The following is a 15,666-nucleotide window of genomic DNA, read 5'->3' as shown; positions in this document are numbered from 1 at the left end:
GGTCTCGCCCGGTTGTCGGGTTGGAAGTCAATGTGGCGTGTTTCCCCGCGCCGGCTCGGGCAGTCCGAGCCGGCTGGGCGAAGAAAGCTCAGCCCGGGACGCGCTTGATCCGAGCACCCAGCAGGTGGAGCTTTTCCTCGATGCATTCGTAGCCGCGATCGATGTGGTAGATACGATCGACCAGGGTCTCGCCCTTGGCCATCATCGCCGCGATCACCAGTGAGGCCGAAGCGCGCAGATCGGTGGCCATCACCGGTGCACCGGACAGATGCTCGACGCCTTCGATGACGGCAGTGTTGCCTTCCAGGGCGATGTTGGCGCCCATGCGGTTCAACTCCTGCACGTGCATGAAACGATTCTCGAAGATCGTCTCGACCACTCGCGAGGAGCCCTCGGCCACCGCATTCATGGCCACGAACTGGGCCTGCATGTCGGTGGGAAAGGCCGGATACGGAGCGGTCCTGATATTGACCGCCTTGGGCCTGCGCCCTTCCATGTCCAGCTCGATCCAGTCCTCACCGGTGGTAATCCTGGCCCCCGCCTCCTCGAGCTTGGCCAGCACCGCCTCGAGAATGTCGGCACGGGTACGACGCACCCGAACGCGGCCACGGCTGAGCGCCGCTGCGACCAGGAAGGTGCCGGTCTCGATACGGTCCGGCATGACGTCGTGGCGAGCCCCGTGGAGCCGTTCCACCCCTTCGATGGTGATGGTGTCAGTACCGTGACCACGGATATCGGCACCCATCTTGATCAGGCACTCGGCCAGATCCACGATTTCGGGTTCCTTGGCGGCGTTCTCGAGCACCGTGGTGCCGTCGGCCAGGGTCGCGGCCATCAGCAGGTTCTCGGTACCGGTCACGGTCACGGTATCGAAGAAGATGGTGGCACCCTTGAGGCGGCCCGGCGTGGTAGCACGGATGTAGCCACCCTCGACCCGGATATCGGCACCCATGGCCTCGAGGCCACGAATATGCAGGTCCACCGGACGCGAGCCGATGGCGCACCCGCCCGGCAGCGACACGTCGGCCTTGCCGAAGTGGGCGAGCAGCGGTCCCAGCACCAGGATCGAGGCGCGCATCTTCTTGACCAGCTCATAGGGCGCGTGGCAATCGCTGACCTGGGCTCCGTTGAGCTGAATGCACATCTTTTCGCCCATCACCGCCTGCACACCCATGTGGCCGAGCAGTTCCAGGGTGGTGGTGATGTCCTGCAGGTGGGGAAGATTGCCGATGGTGACCGGCTCTTCGGACAGCAGGGTGGCGCACAGGATGGGCAGCGCTGCATTCTTGGCGCCACTGGCCCAGACGTCGCCCTCGGCGGGTCCGTTGCCGGTAATGATCAATTTGTCCATGAAGGCGGTACCATCAGGCTCCGGTGTTTTCGGCGGCAGCCTGCCACTGTGCGGGGGTATAGGTCTTGATGCTGACCGCATGAAGGGCGCCGGAGGCGATTTCCTCGGACAGCGCACCATAGATGACCTGCTGACGCTTGACCGGTGACAGCTCGGCGAAGCGTTCGCCCACCGCAATCACCTGAAAGTTGCAGCCTTCACCCTGGATATGAAATTCACAGCCGTCGACACGGCTCTCGAGCAGCGCTTTGACGTCGCTGGGTTGCATGCACCTGCTCCTTGACCAGACCAATGACGGGAGACGCCCACAGCCTCGCCGTGACGTCCCGAAAAAACTCAAAGGGCATATGGTAAAGAAAAGCGGCGCGCTTGGCGATGACGCAGCGAGGTTTCCACCTATACATCCGTCACAAAAAAGACACCCCCGGCCACCTTGCGGTGGTCGGGGGTGCCGGAAGGGCTAGCGGCGAGGGCGAGCAGCCCGGATCAAGGCGCTGGATTCAGACGTCGAACCAGGCGCATCACGGACACCAGCAGCCAGACAACCGCCGCTAGGCGGTAACGGTGCTGGAAGGCAACAGATCATCCAGACCGGCAAGCTCGGTCAACTGCCTGAGCTGCGCCGACAGCTTGATGCTGTTGAGCGACAGCCCGATCCGGCGAATGGTACGCGCCCACTCGAGCATCATGGTCAGCGCCGCGCTGGAGACGTGCTCCACCTCGCTCAGGTCGAGGCACACCGAGGTGCCCGATGCCCGACTCTGGAGCCACTCACGACCTGCCTCGGCCATGTCCGCGGCCCCGTCGAAGTCGACCTTGCCACACACCCGGAGTGTACTTCCGTCCTCGAGCAGGCGGGCCGACGCCACTTCCATCAACACGCTCACGCACCGCGCTCCAGTTCGTCGACGCCGACATCCGGCGACCAGTTGTTGATCACGGCGTCGTAGTCACGGTTGTGGTCACGCATGGCCTGATCGAACTGGTTGCGGAAGGTCAGACCGAGGTTGATGCCGTTGACGATGACATTGACCACCCGCCACTGGCCGTTGGACTTGCGCAGGGTGTAGTTGACCGGGTAGATGGTGCCATCGGTGGCCACCACTTCCATCTCGACGCTGTCCTGATCGTCATAGCGTGAGGCGGACTGGTTATCGAGCACGCGAACTTCCTTGTACTCGAAGGTCACCAGGCCCTTGGCATAGGTGTCGAGCAGGGTCTGCTTGAACACCTCGACGAAGCGCGAACGCTGCTCCGGCGTGGCATTGTTGAAGTAGCGGCCCATCACACTGGCGCCGATGTAGCGAAAGTCGGCGACGCCACGCAGACTCTCGTCGACCATCTGCTTGAGCTCGTCGGGACGGTCCATGAAGTAGGCCTCTCGGCCGCCGATCATCCCCATCAGATCATTGACGCTGTCGCGAATCAGCTGTTCGGGGGATTGCTGGGCCATGGCCGGCAGACTGGCCAGCACCATCATCAGCGCCATCAACCAGCGGCGCAGGTGAACCATTGCGGGCAAAGAACGGGTCATGGAATGCCTCCTTGTATCTCCGGAAACTGCCGGATCAGTCTTTCGTCAGATTGGACACGAACTGCTGGATCAGTTCCTCGAGCACCAGCGCGGACTGGGTATCACGAATCGCCTCACCCTCGGCGATCATCTCCGGTGATCCCCCGACCGACAGCCCGATGTACTGCTCACCAAGCAGGCCCGAGGTCAGGATCGCCGCGGTGCTGTCATCCGGCAGCTTGCCGGCCAGGGAGCTGTCCAGCGACATCACCACCACGGCATCGTAGAACTCGGTATCCAGCTCGATGCTCTCTACCCGTCCCACGGTCACCCCGGCCATCGTCACTCGTGCCCGCGGCTTGAGCCCACCGATATTCGCGAAGTTGGCCCGGAGCTCGTAGGTGTCGTCGGCACGTTGCAGGTCCAGGCCGCTGACCTTGAGCCCCAGGAATACCAGCCCCAGGATACCGGCCAGCATGAACAGGCCCACACCAAACTCCATCGTCTTGCTGCGCTTCATGGACAGTCTCCGCAGAATCAGGAAAGCCCGCCGAACATCACGGCGGTAAGAACGAAATCCAAGCCCAGCACGGCCAGGGAGGAATACACCACGGTACGGGTGGTGGCCCGCGAAATACCTTCCGAGGTCGGCACCAGATCATACCCCTGGAACACGGCAATCCAGGTGACCACTATGGCGAACACGATGCTCTTGACCACGCCGTTGCCGATATCGGTAAAGAAGCCGACGCTGGCCTGCATGTTGCCCCAGTACGAGCCTTCGAACACCCCGAGCCACTCGACCCCGACCAGGTAGCCGCCGTACACGCCGACCACGCTGAAGCCGATGGTCAACAGCGGCAGCGAGACGAACCCCGCCCACAGGCGTGGCGCCACGATACGACGCAGCGGATCGACGCCGATCATCTCCATGCTGGTCAGCTGCTCGGTGGCCTTCATCAGGCCAATCTCGGCGGTCAATGCCGAGCCCGCGCGCCCGGCGAACAACAGCGCCGCCACCACCGGCGCCAGTTCACGCAACAGGGCCAACGACACCATCTGGCCGAGCGCGTCCTCGGCACCGAACCCGACCAGGATGGTGTAACCCTGAAGCGCCAGCACCATGCCGATGAACAGCCCCGACACCAGCACGATGGCCAACGACAGCACACCGACCGCATAGACCTGGGCCACCCACAGGCTGAACCCTTCAGCTGAGGGGCGCCCCAGCATGGACTGGCCGAGAAAGATGCTGGCCCGGCCGACGGCCTCCAGCAGGTCGCAGCCGCGCCGTCCCATATGGGTGATTCGTTCGATCATGGACGGCTCCCCTGGCCCAGAATGTCATCGTGAAAATCGTTGGCCGGGTAGTGAAACGGCACAGGGCCATCCGGCTCACCATGCACGAACTGACTGACTCGGGCGTCCTGTTCCACGTCCAGCGATGCCGGCGTGCCGTGGGCCATGACCCGCCCGTCGGCGACCACGTAGACGTAGTCGGCGATGGACAGGGTCTCCTTGATATCGTGGGAGACCACCACCGCCGTCAAGCCCAGCGCCTGATTCAGCCGTCGAATCAACTGGACCAGCACACCCATGGAGATCGGATCCTGGCCGACGAAGGGCTCGTCGTAGAGAATCAATTCAGGATCCAGCGCCACCGCCCGCGCCAGCGCCACACGCCGCGTCATGCCGCCGGACAGCTCTGCTGGCATCAAGTCTCTGGCCCCACGCAGCCCCACCGCCTCGAGCTTCATCAGCACCACGTCACGCACCATGCTTTCCGGCAGATCGGTGTGCACCCGCAGCGGAAAGGCCACGTTCTCGTAGACACTGAGATCGGAAAACAGCGCGCCACTCTGGAACAGCATGCCCATGCGCCGACGCATCTGGAACAGATCCTTGCGCGACAGGCGATGGACGTCCTGACCATCGATCAGGACGCGTCCGCCACTGGGGTTGAGCTGCCCCCCGATCAGTTTCAGCAGGGTAGTCTTCCCGGTGCCACTTGGCCCCATGATGGCCGTGATCTTGCCGCGGGGTATGGAGAGATCCACGCCGCGAAAGATATCCCTGTCGCCGCGCGTGAAATGCAGATTCTCCACCTCCACCAAGGAGGAAGCCGTCATCGCAGTCCCTATAGAGTCAGTATCACCGTGAACCGGCGGTTCAGACCGGACGCCCGCCCCGAATCCTCGGATTCGACGCCTGGCCAGACCTGAGCCCGAACCTTGAGAATAGAGCGCCTTGAGCCGCGCTCGGTTTTCGAACATCGTATCTTAACTCAAATGCAGCATGCCAGTGCCCCGGTTGCGCGCTTGCGCGCAGGTTTATCTAAGGGTTCAATGGGCGCCCTTTCTGCAACCAAGTCGTTCTCCATGCTGTTACCGTCTGTCGTCGTCGCCCTGGGTCTGGTGGGCCTGCTCGAGAGCGCGGATCGCTTTGTCGGCGCCGCCGCCGCCACCGCCTACCGCGCCGGCATGAGCATCATGCTGGTCGGCATGACCATCGTCTCCATCGGCACCTCTGCCCCGGAAATCGTGGTCTCGGTGATGGCCTCGCTGGATGGCGCCCCCGACCTGGCCACCGGCAATGCGCTGGGCTCCAATATCGCCAACATCGCGCTGGTACTGGGTGTGACTGCACTGGTGGTGCCGATCCCGGTACGCTTCACCATCGTGCGCCGCGAGCTGCCACTGCTGTTGGGCGCCACCGGCCTCGCCGGCTACGCCCTGGCCGATGGCAGCCTCGATCGCCTCGACGCGGCCCTGCTGATCGCGCTGCTGGTATTCAGTCTGTGGTGGCTGTTTCGCGCCGACGAGGCCGAACAGGAGATGGCCGACGACATTCCCGGCATGGCACTGGGCAAGGCCATCGGCTGGCTGGTGCTGACCCTGGCGGTGATGATCGCCAGCTCCCGCGCCCTGGTCTGGGGCGCCACTGAGCTGGCACGTACCTTTGGCGTAAGCGAGCTGGTGATCGGTCTGACCGTCGTCGCCATCGGCACCAGCCTGCCGGAACTCGCCGCCTGCGTGGCCAGCGCGCTGAAGCGCCACCACGATCTGGCCATCGGCAACGTCATCGGCTCCAACCTGTTCAATATGCTGGCGGTACTGCCGGTACCGGCGCTGCTGGCGCCGGGAGCCACCGATCCCGCAGCCGCCGGCCGCGACTTTCCGGTAATGCTTGGCCTGACGCTGCTGCTGGCGGCGCTGCTGCTGTGGCAACGCCGAGGGCGCCTGGGGCGCTGGATCGGCGCGCTGCTGGCCTGCACCTATGCGCTTTATCTGACCTGGCTCGGCCTTTCGGTCGCGGCAGGCCCCTTGTGACAACGGCAGTAAACGGCAACAATCATGGCCATGAGCAAACACCCCTCCTCGGCGCAGACGCCGACCCTGAGCGTCCGCGATATCGCACGACGCACCCTGGAGCTGGAACGTGACGCCATCGACGCCCTGATCGGGCGTCTCGACGGCGACTTCGACCGTGCCTGCCAACTGCTGCTGGCCTGCCGCGGCCGGGTGGTCGTCACCGGCATGGGCAAGTCGGGACATGTCGGCGGCAAGATCGCCGCCACCCTGGCAAGCACCGGCACGCCGGCCTTCTTTGTCCATCCCGGCGAAGCCAGTCATGGTGACCTGGGCATGATCACGCCCGGCGACGTCGTCCTGGCACTGTCCAACTCCGGCGAAACCGCCGAGGTCACTGCCCTGCTGCCGCTGCTCAAGCGCATGGGCATTCCACTGATCAGCATGACCGGCCGAGCACAGTCGACCCTGGCCCGCCACGCCGAAGCCCATCTATACGCAGGGGTCGAGCGCGAGGCCTGCCCACTGGACCTGGCCCCGACCTCTTCGACCACCGCAGCGCTGGCGCTGGGCGACGCCCTGGCGGTGGCGCTGCTCGAGACCCGCGGCTTCACCGCCGAGGATTTCGCCCTGTCCCACCCGGGCGGCAGCCTGGGCAAGCGACTTCTGTTGACCGTGGCCGACCTGATGCATACCGGCGACCGGCTGCCCTCGGTACCGTCGGGCTCGCCGCTGCGCGACGCCCTGCTCGAGATCACCCGTCAGGGACTCGGCTTTACCTGCGTGGTATCCCCCGACGGCACCCTGGCCGGGGTCTATACCGACGGCGACCTGCGCCGCACCCTGGATCGCCATCAGGACTTCAGCTCGCTTACCGTGGATGACGTGATGACCACCCCCGGGCGACGCATCGGCCCCGCCACCCTGGCGGCGGAGGCGGTCAAGCTGATGGAAGAAGGCCGGATCACCGCCCTGGCGGTGGTCGATGACGAGCAGCGCCCAATCGGTGCACTGCATATGCACGACCTGCTGGCCGCCGGTGTCATCTGAGCCTCATTTATCCCTTTACAAGGAACGCCGTCATGTCTCACGAGCTTCTCGCCTCCCTCGCGCCGGAACTGGTGGAGCGCCTGCGCCACATCAAGCTGCTGGCGCTGGACGTGGACGGCGTACTGACCGATGGTCGACTGTACTTCCACGCCGACGGCTCCGAGTTGAAGGCGTTCAACACCTTGGATGGCCACGGCCTCAAGCTGGCCAAGCGCGCCGGCATCCAGGTGGCCCTGATCACCGGGCGCAGCTCCCCCATGGTCACTCAAAGAGCCAGAGCACTCGGCATCGAGCACGTACAGCAAGGGGTCGAGCGCAAGCTGCCCGCCCTTGAATCGCTGTGCGATTCGCTGGGCCTGACCCTCGACCAGGTCGCCTACTGCGGCGATGACCTGCCGGATCTGCCCTGCATCCATCGCAGTGCGGTCGGCATCACCGTGCCAGGCGCCCCCTGCTACCTTCGTCAGCACGCCGACTGGGTCACCCAGGTTGCCGGCGGACATGGCGCGGTGCGCGAGATCACCGACACCCTGCTGATGGCCCAGGGCCGCCTCGACGATATCATCGACAGCTACCTGAGCAACGGACCGCTGACATGAAACTGAGCGCACTGCGTCCAGGCTTTCGCTTCTGGCTGGTCATCCTGCTGCTGGTACTCGGTGGCGGCCTGACGTTGCTCGACCCCCGCGAGAGCAACGTCCCCGACCTGGTACCCAATGACAAGGCCGGCGAGCCCGACTACTACCTGGTGGATGCCCGCCTGACCCGCTTCGATGCCCAGGGCACCCCCCACCAGCGCATCGATACGCCACGCCTTGTGCACACACCGCTCGACGACGTCACCCGGGTGGACCAGCCGGACCTTGCACTGATCGACGACAGCGGCCGAGAGTGGATCGCCGACGCCGACAACGGTGAACTGGGTCCGGACGGCAACCCCCTGACCCTGTCGGGCGACGCCCATCTCGAGGCCCCCGCGGAGCGTTGGCAGCTTGATACAGAGGTATTGGTCTACGACAGCGACAGTGGCCATGTCTGGAGCGAAACGCCAGCCGTCCTACGCCAACCCCCTCAACAGATGCAAGGGGAGCGCTTCGACGCCTGGATCCATGACAATACCGCTCGCCTGACCGACAATGTCACCGGTCATCATCCGCCAGAGCCTCAATAAGGAGCCCCTTCCATGATGCGTCCAAGTCCCGCCCTCCTGCTTGCCCTGGCCCTTGGCCTGGCCGCCGGCGCCACCGGCAGCAGTGTCCTGGCGCTGGAAAGTGATCGCAGCGCACCGATTCAGGTGGAGGCCGACCAGCTGGATCTCGATGATCGCGCCGGTACCGCGGTCTATACCGGCGACGTGCGCATTGTGCAAGGCAGCATGATCCTCACCGGCGAACGCGTCGAGATCCAGCGCAACGACCAGGGACAACTGTCACTGGCGACCGCGACCGGCTCCCGCGCCTACCTCGAGCAGAAGCCATCCCCGGAAGAACCGGTGGTCAAGGGCTGGGGCCGCAAGGTGATCTACCACGTGGCCGAACGCCGCATGGAGCTGATCGACCAGGCTGAGCTGCACAAGGCCAATGACACCTTCGACGGTGCCTATCTGGAGTACTTCCTCGATCGCCGCGTGGTCCAGGCCCGCTCCAGCGCCCAGGGCGTCCAGGGCGAGCAGCGCATTCGCATGACCCTCGAGCCGGAAAGCCAAGGAAACTGATGAAGACTCTCCACGCTCGCCATCTGGCCAAGAGCTACAAGAAGCGTCGCGTCGTCCAGGACATCAGCCTGTCGATCGAGCAGGGCAGCATCGTCGGTCTGCTGGGCCCCAACGGGGCCGGCAAGACCACCTCCTTCTACATGATCGTCGGCCTGGTCAGAGCCGACGCCGGCAGCATCAGCATCGATGATCAGGACCTGAGCCGCGCGGCCATGCACCAGCGCGCGCTGGCCGGTATCGGCTACCTGCCTCAGGAGGCTTCGATCTTTCGCAAGCTGTCGGTGGCCGACAACATCATGGCGATCCTCGAGACCCGCAAGGACCTCGACCGCGAGGGCCGAGAAGCACGTCTCGAGCAACTCCTCGAGGACTTCCACGTCAGCCATATTCGCGACAACCCCGGCATGAGCCTGTCCGGCGGGGAGCGTCGCCGGGTCGAGATCGCTCGCGCCCTGGCCACCGAGCCGGCTTTTATCCTGCTCGATGAACCCTTCGCCGGGGTCGACCCGATCTCGGTGGGCGAGATCAAGTCCATCATTCGTCAACTCAAGGCCCGCGATATCGGCGTCCTGATCACCGATCACAACGTGCGCGAGACCCTCGATATCTGCGATCGTGCCTACATCGTCGGCGACGGCCAGATCATCGCCGAGGGTAGCGCCGAGTCCATCCTCGCCAACCAGCGCGTCAAGGAGGTCTACCTGGGCGAGAACTTCCGCCTCTAGACCGCAGGGCCGCCCGACAGCCGCATCAAGCGGCCGCAACACTTACCAGCATCAGCATCCAACCGCCGGCCCCGAAAGGGTCGGCCTCACCTTGCACACAGGGCCTCCCTCGAAAGAAGCACCTCCCCCCTACCAAGTTGTTCCACATCGACCTTTTCACTCCCTCCCACAGGTCAAAAAACACCAACTTGGCAAGATGCTTGCATGTCTGATGACTCGTCGTTAGGGTAAAGCCTTTCGACAACACTGGTGGATCCCGACCCATGGCCCTCAAGGCGTCACTGCAGCTGCGCATCGGTACCCAGCTGACCATGACCCCGCAACTGCAACAGGCGATCGGCCTGCTGCAGCTTTCGACCCTGGACCTGCGCCAGGAGGTCCAGCAGGCGCTGGAGGCCAACCCCATGCTCGAACTCGAGGACGAGTTCGGCGAACAGCAGACCAGGGAAGCCGTGGAAGATGACTGGGCGGATCAGATTCCCGCGGAACTCAGTGTGGACAGCGACTGGTCCGACACCTACCAGGACCTGGGCACCACCCCCGCCGGCAGTGGCGAGGCGCCGGATTTCGAGCGCCAGGCAAGCTCCCAGTCACTGCACAGCCACCTGAGCTGGCAACTGGCGATGCTCGACGTCAGCGACCAGGAGCGCCTGATCGCCGAGAGCCTGCTCGACGCGGTCAACGCCGACGGCTATCTCGAGCAGACACTGGATGACATCGCCCAGGGGCTCGAGCAAGACGGTCGTCGCCCCCCTCCCCTCGCCGAGGTGGAGGCGGTGCTGGTTCGGCTGCAACAGTTCGAACCGACCGGAGTGTTCGCCCGCGACCTGCGCGAGTGTTTGATGCTGCAACTGGATAGCCTGCCTCGCGATACCGTCCTGCTGCCCCAGGCCGGACGACTGGTACGACAGTTTCTCGAGGCGCTTGCCAGCGGCGACCGACGTCTGCTGAAGCGCCGACTAGGACTCGATGACGACCAACTCGACAGCGTCATCGAGCTGATCCGGAGCCTCGACCCACGTCCCGGCAGCCAGTTCGGTGACAGCGATAACGACTACGTCATTCCCGACCTGCTGGTACGCCACACCGAAGAGGGCTGGCGCGTTGAACTCAACCCGGATGCAATGCCTCGACTGCGCATCCAGCCCGACTACGCTGCGCTGATTCGGCGCGCGGACAAGAGCCAGGACAACCAGTTCCTCAAGGACCACCTGCAGGAGGCGCGCTGGCTGATCAAGAGTCTGTCCAGCCGCAACGACACCTTGCTGAAGGTCGGCCGGGAAATCATGGTGCGTCAGATCGACTTCCTCGAGCAGGGAGAAGCGGCCATGAAACCGTTGGTGCTGGCCGATATCGCAGACAAGGTGGAGATGCACGAGTCCACCATCTCCCGCGTGACCACCCAGAAGTTCGTGCACACGCCTCGCGGCGTGTTCGAGTTGAAGTATTTTTTCTCGAGCCAGGTCGGCCAGGATGGCGACGCCCATTCCAGTACCGCCATCCGCGCCATGATCAAATCGTTGATTCAAAAGGAACCTGCCCGCAAACCTCTGTCGGACAGCAAACTGGTGGAATTGCTGGCGGAAGACGGCGTCAATGTCGCCAGACGCACCGTGGCAAAGTACCGGGAAGCCATGAATATTCCGTCTTCCAGCGAGCGCAAGCGACTGCGCTGAGGCCTTGCGCTGCGGCGTCGCTAGCCTAGTTATCGGGAAAGCGCAAGCACTTGAAATTTCGCATGACATCTGCGTCTTTCTGCGTAGCGTCGAGGGGGTTTGCAGGATCGGAAAAAGGGTTACAATCAAGCCACCACCCGAAAGAGCAAGGAGCCTGTCATGCAAGTCAACATCACCGGCCACCACGTCGAATTGACCGATCCCCTGCGTGACTACGTACAAGAGAAGCTCGCCCGTGTGGAGCGCCACTACGACAACATCACCAACGTCCAGGTGACCCTCTCGGTGGAAAAGGAACGCCAGCTGGCCGCCTGCACCCTTCACGCCGCCGGTGCCGACCTGCATGCCGAAGCGCAGGACGGCGACATGTATGCCGCTATCGACGCCCTTGCCGACAAGCTGGACCGCCAGCTGGTCAAGCACAAGGAAAAATCCCAAGCCCGCGCCCAAGGCGCCGGAATTCGCTGACTCTCATGACATTGGAAGCCATTCTCCCTCCCGAGCGCACATTGTTCGATGTCCCGGGAGGCAGCAAGAAGAGGGTGCTGGAGTTTTTCAGCACCTTCATTGCGCAGAACACCCCGAGCCTGGACAGCCAGGAGGTTTTCAGTCGGCTGATCGGACGTGAGCGCCTGGGCAGTACCGGCATCGGCAATGGCGTCGCCATTCCCCATGCCCGCAACCCCCACTGCAAGGCGCCCATCTCCGGCTTCCTCAAACTCGCGGAACCTGTCGACTTCGATGCCATCGATGGTGAGCCCGTCGATCTGGTGTTCGTGCTGCTGGTGCCGGAAGAGGCCGACGACGCCCATCTCGCCCTGCTCGGCCAGGTCGCCGGCGTCATGAACGACGCCGACACACGTCACCGTCTGCGCCACGCCAGCTCCCAGCGCGAGCTTCACGAGCGCCTGCAGGAAGCCATCCGCCAACAAGCGCCAGGGGACGACACTCCCTCCTGATCGCGGCCTTGCCTAGGCCATCAGCAATGGACGCCTGCCCAAGGAGACAGGACATGCAGCTCGTGATCATCAGTGGTCGCTCCGGCTCGGGAAAGTCCGTGGCCCTTCAGGCCCTGGAGGACCTGGGGTTCTACGCCATCGACAACCTTCCCGCGACCTTGCTGGGCGCCCTGGTGGACGAGCTGGAAAACGGTCATTCCCGCCGTATCGCCGTCAGCGTCGACGCCCGCAACCTGCCTGAGGCGCTGGAACGCTTCCCCGCCCAGCTGGCGTCCCTCAAGCAGAGTCCGATCGACTGCCAGGTGGTCTACCTGACCAGTGATGCGCGAATTCTGCTCGAGCGTTATTCCCACACGCGGCGCCGTCACCCCCTGACCCGTGATAGCGACATGACCCTGGCGGAGGCCATCGAGTCCGAACAGAAGGCCCTTTCGGGTATTCGAGACCTGGCCGATCTGGTCATCGACAGCTCTCGCCTGTCGGTGCACGAACTGCGTTCGCGCATCGCCGAACAGGTCGCCGATCACCGCAGCGGCCAGTTGAGCCTGACCGTGGAGTCCTTCGGCTTCAAGCGAGGCGTGCCGCCGGATGCAGACATCGTGTTCGATGCCCGCTGTCTGCCCAACCCCTACTGGGAACCATCGCTGCGTGATGCCAATGGCTGCGATCCCAGCGTCATCGACTTCCTCGAACGCTATCAGGACGTCGCCGACATGAAGCGCGACATTCTCGCCTGGGTGCGCACCTGGCTACCGCGCTATCAGCAAAGCCAGCGCAGCTACCTCACCGTGGCGGTGGGCTGCACCGGAGGACAGCATCGTTCGGTCTACCTGGCCGAGGGAATCGCCTCGGCCCTGGCCGACCAGCATCCCCGCGTCCGTCTACGCCACCGCGAACTCGGCCAGCAACGCCGACTGGACAGCGGAGGACTCTAGGCGTGGCCCGACGCACCCTGACCCTGACCAATCGTCGTGGCCTGCATGCACGCGCCGCGACACGCCTGGTCACCTGCTGCCAACCCTTTGACGCCACCGTCACCGTCCACCATGGCAGCCGCTCGGGTGACGCCGCCAACATCATGTCGCTGCTGATGCTGGCCGCCCCCTGCGGTACGGAGCTGACCCTGGAGGCCGAAGGCAAGGACGCGGACGCGGTGCTGGACGCTCTGGAGGCACTGTTCGACGCACGCTTCGACGAAGACGCCTGACGTCTTCCCTCTCTTGTTTTGACCGCCACCCCCTGCCTGCCAAGGACGCCATGCAACTGATCCAGACCGGCAAGTACACCGAGGTCCACTACGATCCGGACCAGGACGCCTTCATCAAGACCTTCACGCCCAAGACCAGCGATCGCTGGCGCTACCGCCTGGGCATCCGGCGCTACCCCGGCCACAATTTTCGCTATGTCGCCGGCCGACTGGAGCGACTGGGTATCGCCACACCGAAAATCCTGTCGGCAGAGCGCTATCGTCTGGTCACCGCCAACGTGCACGGCATCGCGCTCAAACAGCTGGTCCTCGACTCTCCGGAACTGCAGAACCGCTACCTGGACATTCTCGAAGCCTTGTACCGTGACCGTATCCACTGTCGTGGCCTGCACACCGAGAACTTCCTGGTCGTCGACGGAGAGGTAATCGCCATCGACCTGGACGCCTACAAGGCGCCGCGGGTCTTCACCTATCCGCGCCGAGAGTTCATCGACTGCCTGAGTCGCTCGCTGAAAAACGACGAGGCGTTCCTGTTCGAGCGCTTTCTCGAACGTGTCGACGCCCAGCATCCCTGAGCCCAGCATCCCCGAGCCCAGCATCCCTGAGCCCAGCATCCCTGAAAAAGCACCGCTCCTCCTTGTGCCCTCGCCTGCCCCGCGCTACCCCGGTTTTCCGGGTACGAGCGCTGGCGTTGGCGACGGTAGCAGCAGCAGTGGTAAACTTTTAACTCGTCACTCAGTTTACCACCAAGCGTCCTTCAGGAGCCGACATGACCTCTCCGGTGTGGCATCCCTACGCCCATCTCAAGACCCAGGCCCCTGCCCCCCGGGTAGTCGGCGGCCAGGGCACCCGCTTTACCCTGGACAGCGGCGAATCATTGCTCGACGCGACCTGCTCCTGGTGGTGCATGATCCACGGCTACGGACATCCACGGCTGGTCAAGGCGATTCAGGAGCAGGCTGCCACGCTGTGTCACGTGATGCTTGGAGGACTGACCCACGATCCCGCCGACCAGCTAGCGCGGGAACTGGTTCGCGTCACGCCAGAGGGCCTCAACCACGTGTTCTTCTCCGACAGCGGCTCGGTGGGCATGGAGGTGGCGATGAAGATGGCGGTGCAGTACCACCATCTGCGCGGCCGCCCCAACAAGCACCGCATGCTGTCGCTGATGAAGGCCTACCACGGTGATACCGCCGGCTGCATGGCAGTGTGTGATCCCGAAGAGGGCATGCATTCGCTGTTTTCCGGCTTTCTTCCTCAACACCATTTCGCCCCGGCGCCGACGGCCCCCTATGCGGCCACGCCGGAGCAGGTCGCCGCCGACCTCGACGCCTTGCGAGCGGTGCTGGAAGCCCACCACCACGAGATCGCCGCGCTGTTGATGGAACCCCTGCTGCAAGCCGCCGGAGGTCTCAACATGACCTCACCGGACTATCTGAAGGGTGCTCGCGCCTTGTGCGACGAGTTCGACGTGCTGTTGGTGTTCGACGAAGTGGCCACCGGCTTTGGCCGCACCGGGCGCATGTTCGCCGCCGACCATGCTGGTGTCAGTCCGGACATCATGGTGCTGTCCAAGGGGCTGACCGGCGGCTACCTTGGCCACGCGGCGACCCTGGCCAACGACCGTGTCCATGACACCTTTATCGGCGACAGCGAGCTTCACGCCTTTATGCACGGCCCGACCTTCATGGGCAATCCGCTGGCCTGTCGCGTGGCACTGGAAAGCCTCAGGGTCTTCGAGGAGGACGACTATCTGGGCCGTATCGCTCGGCTCAACGCCATCCTTGTGCAGGAACTCGCCCGCGACAGTGACCTGCGCGCCCACCCTGCGGTGGCCGACATCCGTGTGCTCGGCGCCACCGGCGTGATCGAGGTGCACGACAGTAAAGCGCTGAAAGGCGCCGCCGCCATCGCCCGTGAACAGGGCGTGTGGCTGAGGTCCTTCGGCAGATGGCTTTACACCATGCCTGCCTATATCACCTCGGATGAGGAAATGCACCAGATCATCAAGGCCATGAAGGCGCCTTTCACAGCAAACGCATAACTTTCACAGCAAACGCATAATGAGTGGGCAGGGTCGGCGCTGACTAGCTCTCTACCAGCCCGCCCGCCTACATCACCTCGGATGACGAGATGCGCCAGATCATTGCGGCCCCGCTTCAC

At 64.0% G+C, this 15,666-nt stretch carries 20 protein-coding genes; 13 read left to right on the top strand and 7 right to left on the bottom strand.

Annotated features, from left to right (window positions below; translation table 11 throughout):
• Window positions 1–88 precede the first annotated feature (88 nt).
• From murA to C6W88_RS12210, 7 genes are all read right to left on the bottom strand, one after another.
• Window positions 89–1,351 carry a UDP-N-acetylglucosamine 1-carboxyvinyltransferase gene (murA, locus tag C6W88_RS12240; RefSeq protein WP_108132653.1) on the bottom strand — a complete coding sequence of 421 codons (1,263 nt, stop codon included), beginning with the start codon at window positions 1,349–1,351 and terminating at the stop codon, window positions 89–91.
• A gap of 13 nt (window positions 1,352–1,364) precedes the next feature.
• Window positions 1,365–1,619 (bottom strand): BolA family protein, encoded by a 255-nt coding sequence (locus C6W88_RS12235; RefSeq protein ID WP_045993263.1) that lies wholly within the window; start codon window positions 1,617–1,619, stop codon window positions 1,365–1,367.
• 283 nt (window positions 1,620–1,902) lie between these two features.
• Window positions 1,903–2,238, bottom strand: a complete 336-nt coding sequence (locus C6W88_RS12230) for an STAS domain-containing protein (protein ID WP_045993262.1) — start codon at window positions 2,236–2,238, stop codon at window positions 1,903–1,905.
• Window positions 2,235–2,885, bottom strand: coding sequence for an MlaC/ttg2D family ABC transporter substrate-binding protein (locus C6W88_RS12225; protein ID WP_045993261.1), 651 nt, complete (start codon window positions 2,883–2,885; stop codon window positions 2,235–2,237). Before C6W88_RS12225 ends, C6W88_RS12230 begins: the two co-directional genes overlap by 4 nt.
• A gap of 34 nt (window positions 2,886–2,919) precedes the next feature.
• Entirely contained in the window at window positions 2,920–3,384 is a 465-nt protein-coding gene (mlaD, locus tag C6W88_RS12220; RefSeq protein WP_045993260.1) for an outer membrane lipid asymmetry maintenance protein MlaD, read from the bottom strand.
• Window positions 3,385–3,401: 17 nt separating this feature from the next.
• Window positions 3,402–4,184 (bottom strand): lipid asymmetry maintenance ABC transporter permease subunit MlaE, encoded by a 783-nt coding sequence (gene mlaE, locus C6W88_RS12215; protein ID WP_045993259.1) that lies wholly within the window; start codon window positions 4,182–4,184, stop codon window positions 3,402–3,404.
• Window positions 4,181–4,993, bottom strand: coding sequence for an ATP-binding cassette domain-containing protein (locus C6W88_RS12210; RefSeq protein WP_045993258.1), 813 nt, complete (start codon window positions 4,991–4,993; stop codon window positions 4,181–4,183). Before C6W88_RS12210 ends, mlaE begins: the two co-directional genes overlap by 4 nt.
• A gap of 249 nt (window positions 4,994–5,242) precedes the next feature.
• Here C6W88_RS12210 and C6W88_RS12205 point away from each other — a divergent pair, with 249 nt between their 5' ends.
• The 13 genes from C6W88_RS12205 to bioA all read left to right on the top strand — a co-directional run bounded on the left by C6W88_RS12205 (window position 5,243) and on the right by bioA (window position 15,547).
• The gene (locus C6W88_RS12205) at window positions 5,243–6,193 is read left to right on the top strand and encodes a calcium/sodium antiporter (RefSeq protein ID WP_108132802.1); all 951 of its coding nucleotides are present in this window, start codon (window positions 5,243–5,245) and stop codon (window positions 6,191–6,193) included.
• Window positions 6,194–6,223: 30 nt separating this feature from the next.
• Complete coding sequence (locus C6W88_RS12200; RefSeq protein WP_108132801.1) at window positions 6,224–7,222, top strand: KpsF/GutQ family sugar-phosphate isomerase; 999 nt, start codon at window positions 6,224–6,226, stop codon at window positions 7,220–7,222.
• Window positions 7,223–7,254: 32 nt separating this feature from the next.
• The gene (locus C6W88_RS12195; RefSeq protein ID WP_108132652.1) at window positions 7,255–7,821 is read left to right on the top strand and encodes a KdsC family phosphatase; all 567 of its coding nucleotides are present in this window, start codon (window positions 7,255–7,257) and stop codon (window positions 7,819–7,821) included.
• Window positions 7,818–8,393 (top strand): LPS export ABC transporter periplasmic protein LptC, encoded by a 576-nt coding sequence (lptC, locus tag C6W88_RS12190; RefSeq protein ID WP_108132651.1) that lies wholly within the window; start codon window positions 7,818–7,820, stop codon window positions 8,391–8,393. Before C6W88_RS12195 ends, lptC begins: the two co-directional genes overlap by 4 nt.
• A gap of 12 nt (window positions 8,394–8,405) precedes the next feature.
• On the top strand, window positions 8,406–8,936 hold the full coding sequence (lptA, locus tag C6W88_RS12185; protein WP_083970449.1) for a lipopolysaccharide transport periplasmic protein LptA: 531 nt from the start codon (window positions 8,406–8,408) through the stop codon (window positions 8,934–8,936).
• Entirely contained in the window at window positions 8,936–9,661 is a 726-nt protein-coding gene (lptB, locus tag C6W88_RS12180) for an LPS export ABC transporter ATP-binding protein (protein ID WP_108132650.1), read from the top strand. The genes lptA and lptB overlap by 1 nt, the downstream gene beginning before the upstream one ends.
• Window positions 9,662–9,924: 263 nt before the next feature.
• On the top strand, window positions 9,925–11,337 hold the full coding sequence (locus tag C6W88_RS12175; protein WP_108132649.1) for an RNA polymerase factor sigma-54: 1,413 nt from the start codon (window positions 9,925–9,927) through the stop codon (window positions 11,335–11,337).
• A gap of 159 nt (window positions 11,338–11,496) precedes the next feature.
• Window positions 11,497–11,805, top strand: a complete 309-nt coding sequence (hpf, locus tag C6W88_RS12170; protein WP_045993252.1) for a ribosome hibernation-promoting factor, HPF/YfiA family — start codon at window positions 11,497–11,499, stop codon at window positions 11,803–11,805.
• 5 nt (window positions 11,806–11,810) lie between these two features.
• Window positions 11,811–12,296 (top strand): PTS IIA-like nitrogen regulatory protein PtsN, encoded by a 486-nt coding sequence (ptsN, locus tag C6W88_RS12165; RefSeq protein WP_045993251.1) that lies wholly within the window; start codon window positions 11,811–11,813, stop codon window positions 12,294–12,296.
• A 53-nt stretch (window positions 12,297–12,349) separates the two neighbouring features.
• Window positions 12,350–13,231 carry an RNase adapter RapZ gene (gene rapZ / locus C6W88_RS12160; RefSeq protein ID WP_045993250.1) on the top strand — a complete coding sequence of 294 codons (882 nt, stop codon included), beginning with the start codon at window positions 12,350–12,352 and terminating at the stop codon, window positions 13,229–13,231.
• Between the two features lie 2 nt (window positions 13,232–13,233).
• The gene (locus C6W88_RS12155; RefSeq protein ID WP_045993249.1) at window positions 13,234–13,503 is read left to right on the top strand and encodes an HPr family phosphocarrier protein; all 270 of its coding nucleotides are present in this window, start codon (window positions 13,234–13,236) and stop codon (window positions 13,501–13,503) included.
• Window positions 13,504–13,553: 50 nt separating this feature from the next.
• Window positions 13,554–14,078 (top strand): BUD32 family EKC/KEOPS complex subunit, encoded by a 525-nt coding sequence (locus C6W88_RS12150; RefSeq protein ID WP_108132648.1) that lies wholly within the window; start codon window positions 13,554–13,556, stop codon window positions 14,076–14,078.
• A 194-nt stretch (window positions 14,079–14,272) separates the two neighbouring features.
• On the top strand, window positions 14,273–15,547 hold the full coding sequence (bioA, locus tag C6W88_RS12145; protein WP_108132647.1) for an adenosylmethionine--8-amino-7-oxononanoate transaminase: 1,275 nt from the start codon (window positions 14,273–14,275) through the stop codon (window positions 15,545–15,547).
• Window positions 15,548–15,666 lie beyond the last annotated feature (119 nt).

Origin of the sequence: Halomonas litopenaei (assembly GCF_003045775.1) — a bacterium.
Taxonomy (GTDB): domain Bacteria; phylum Pseudomonadota; class Gammaproteobacteria; order Pseudomonadales; family Halomonadaceae; genus Halomonas; species Halomonas litopenaei.
The sequence above is the reverse complement of the archived record's forward strand: the minus strand, read 5'-3'. Positions and strand labels throughout refer to the sequence as shown.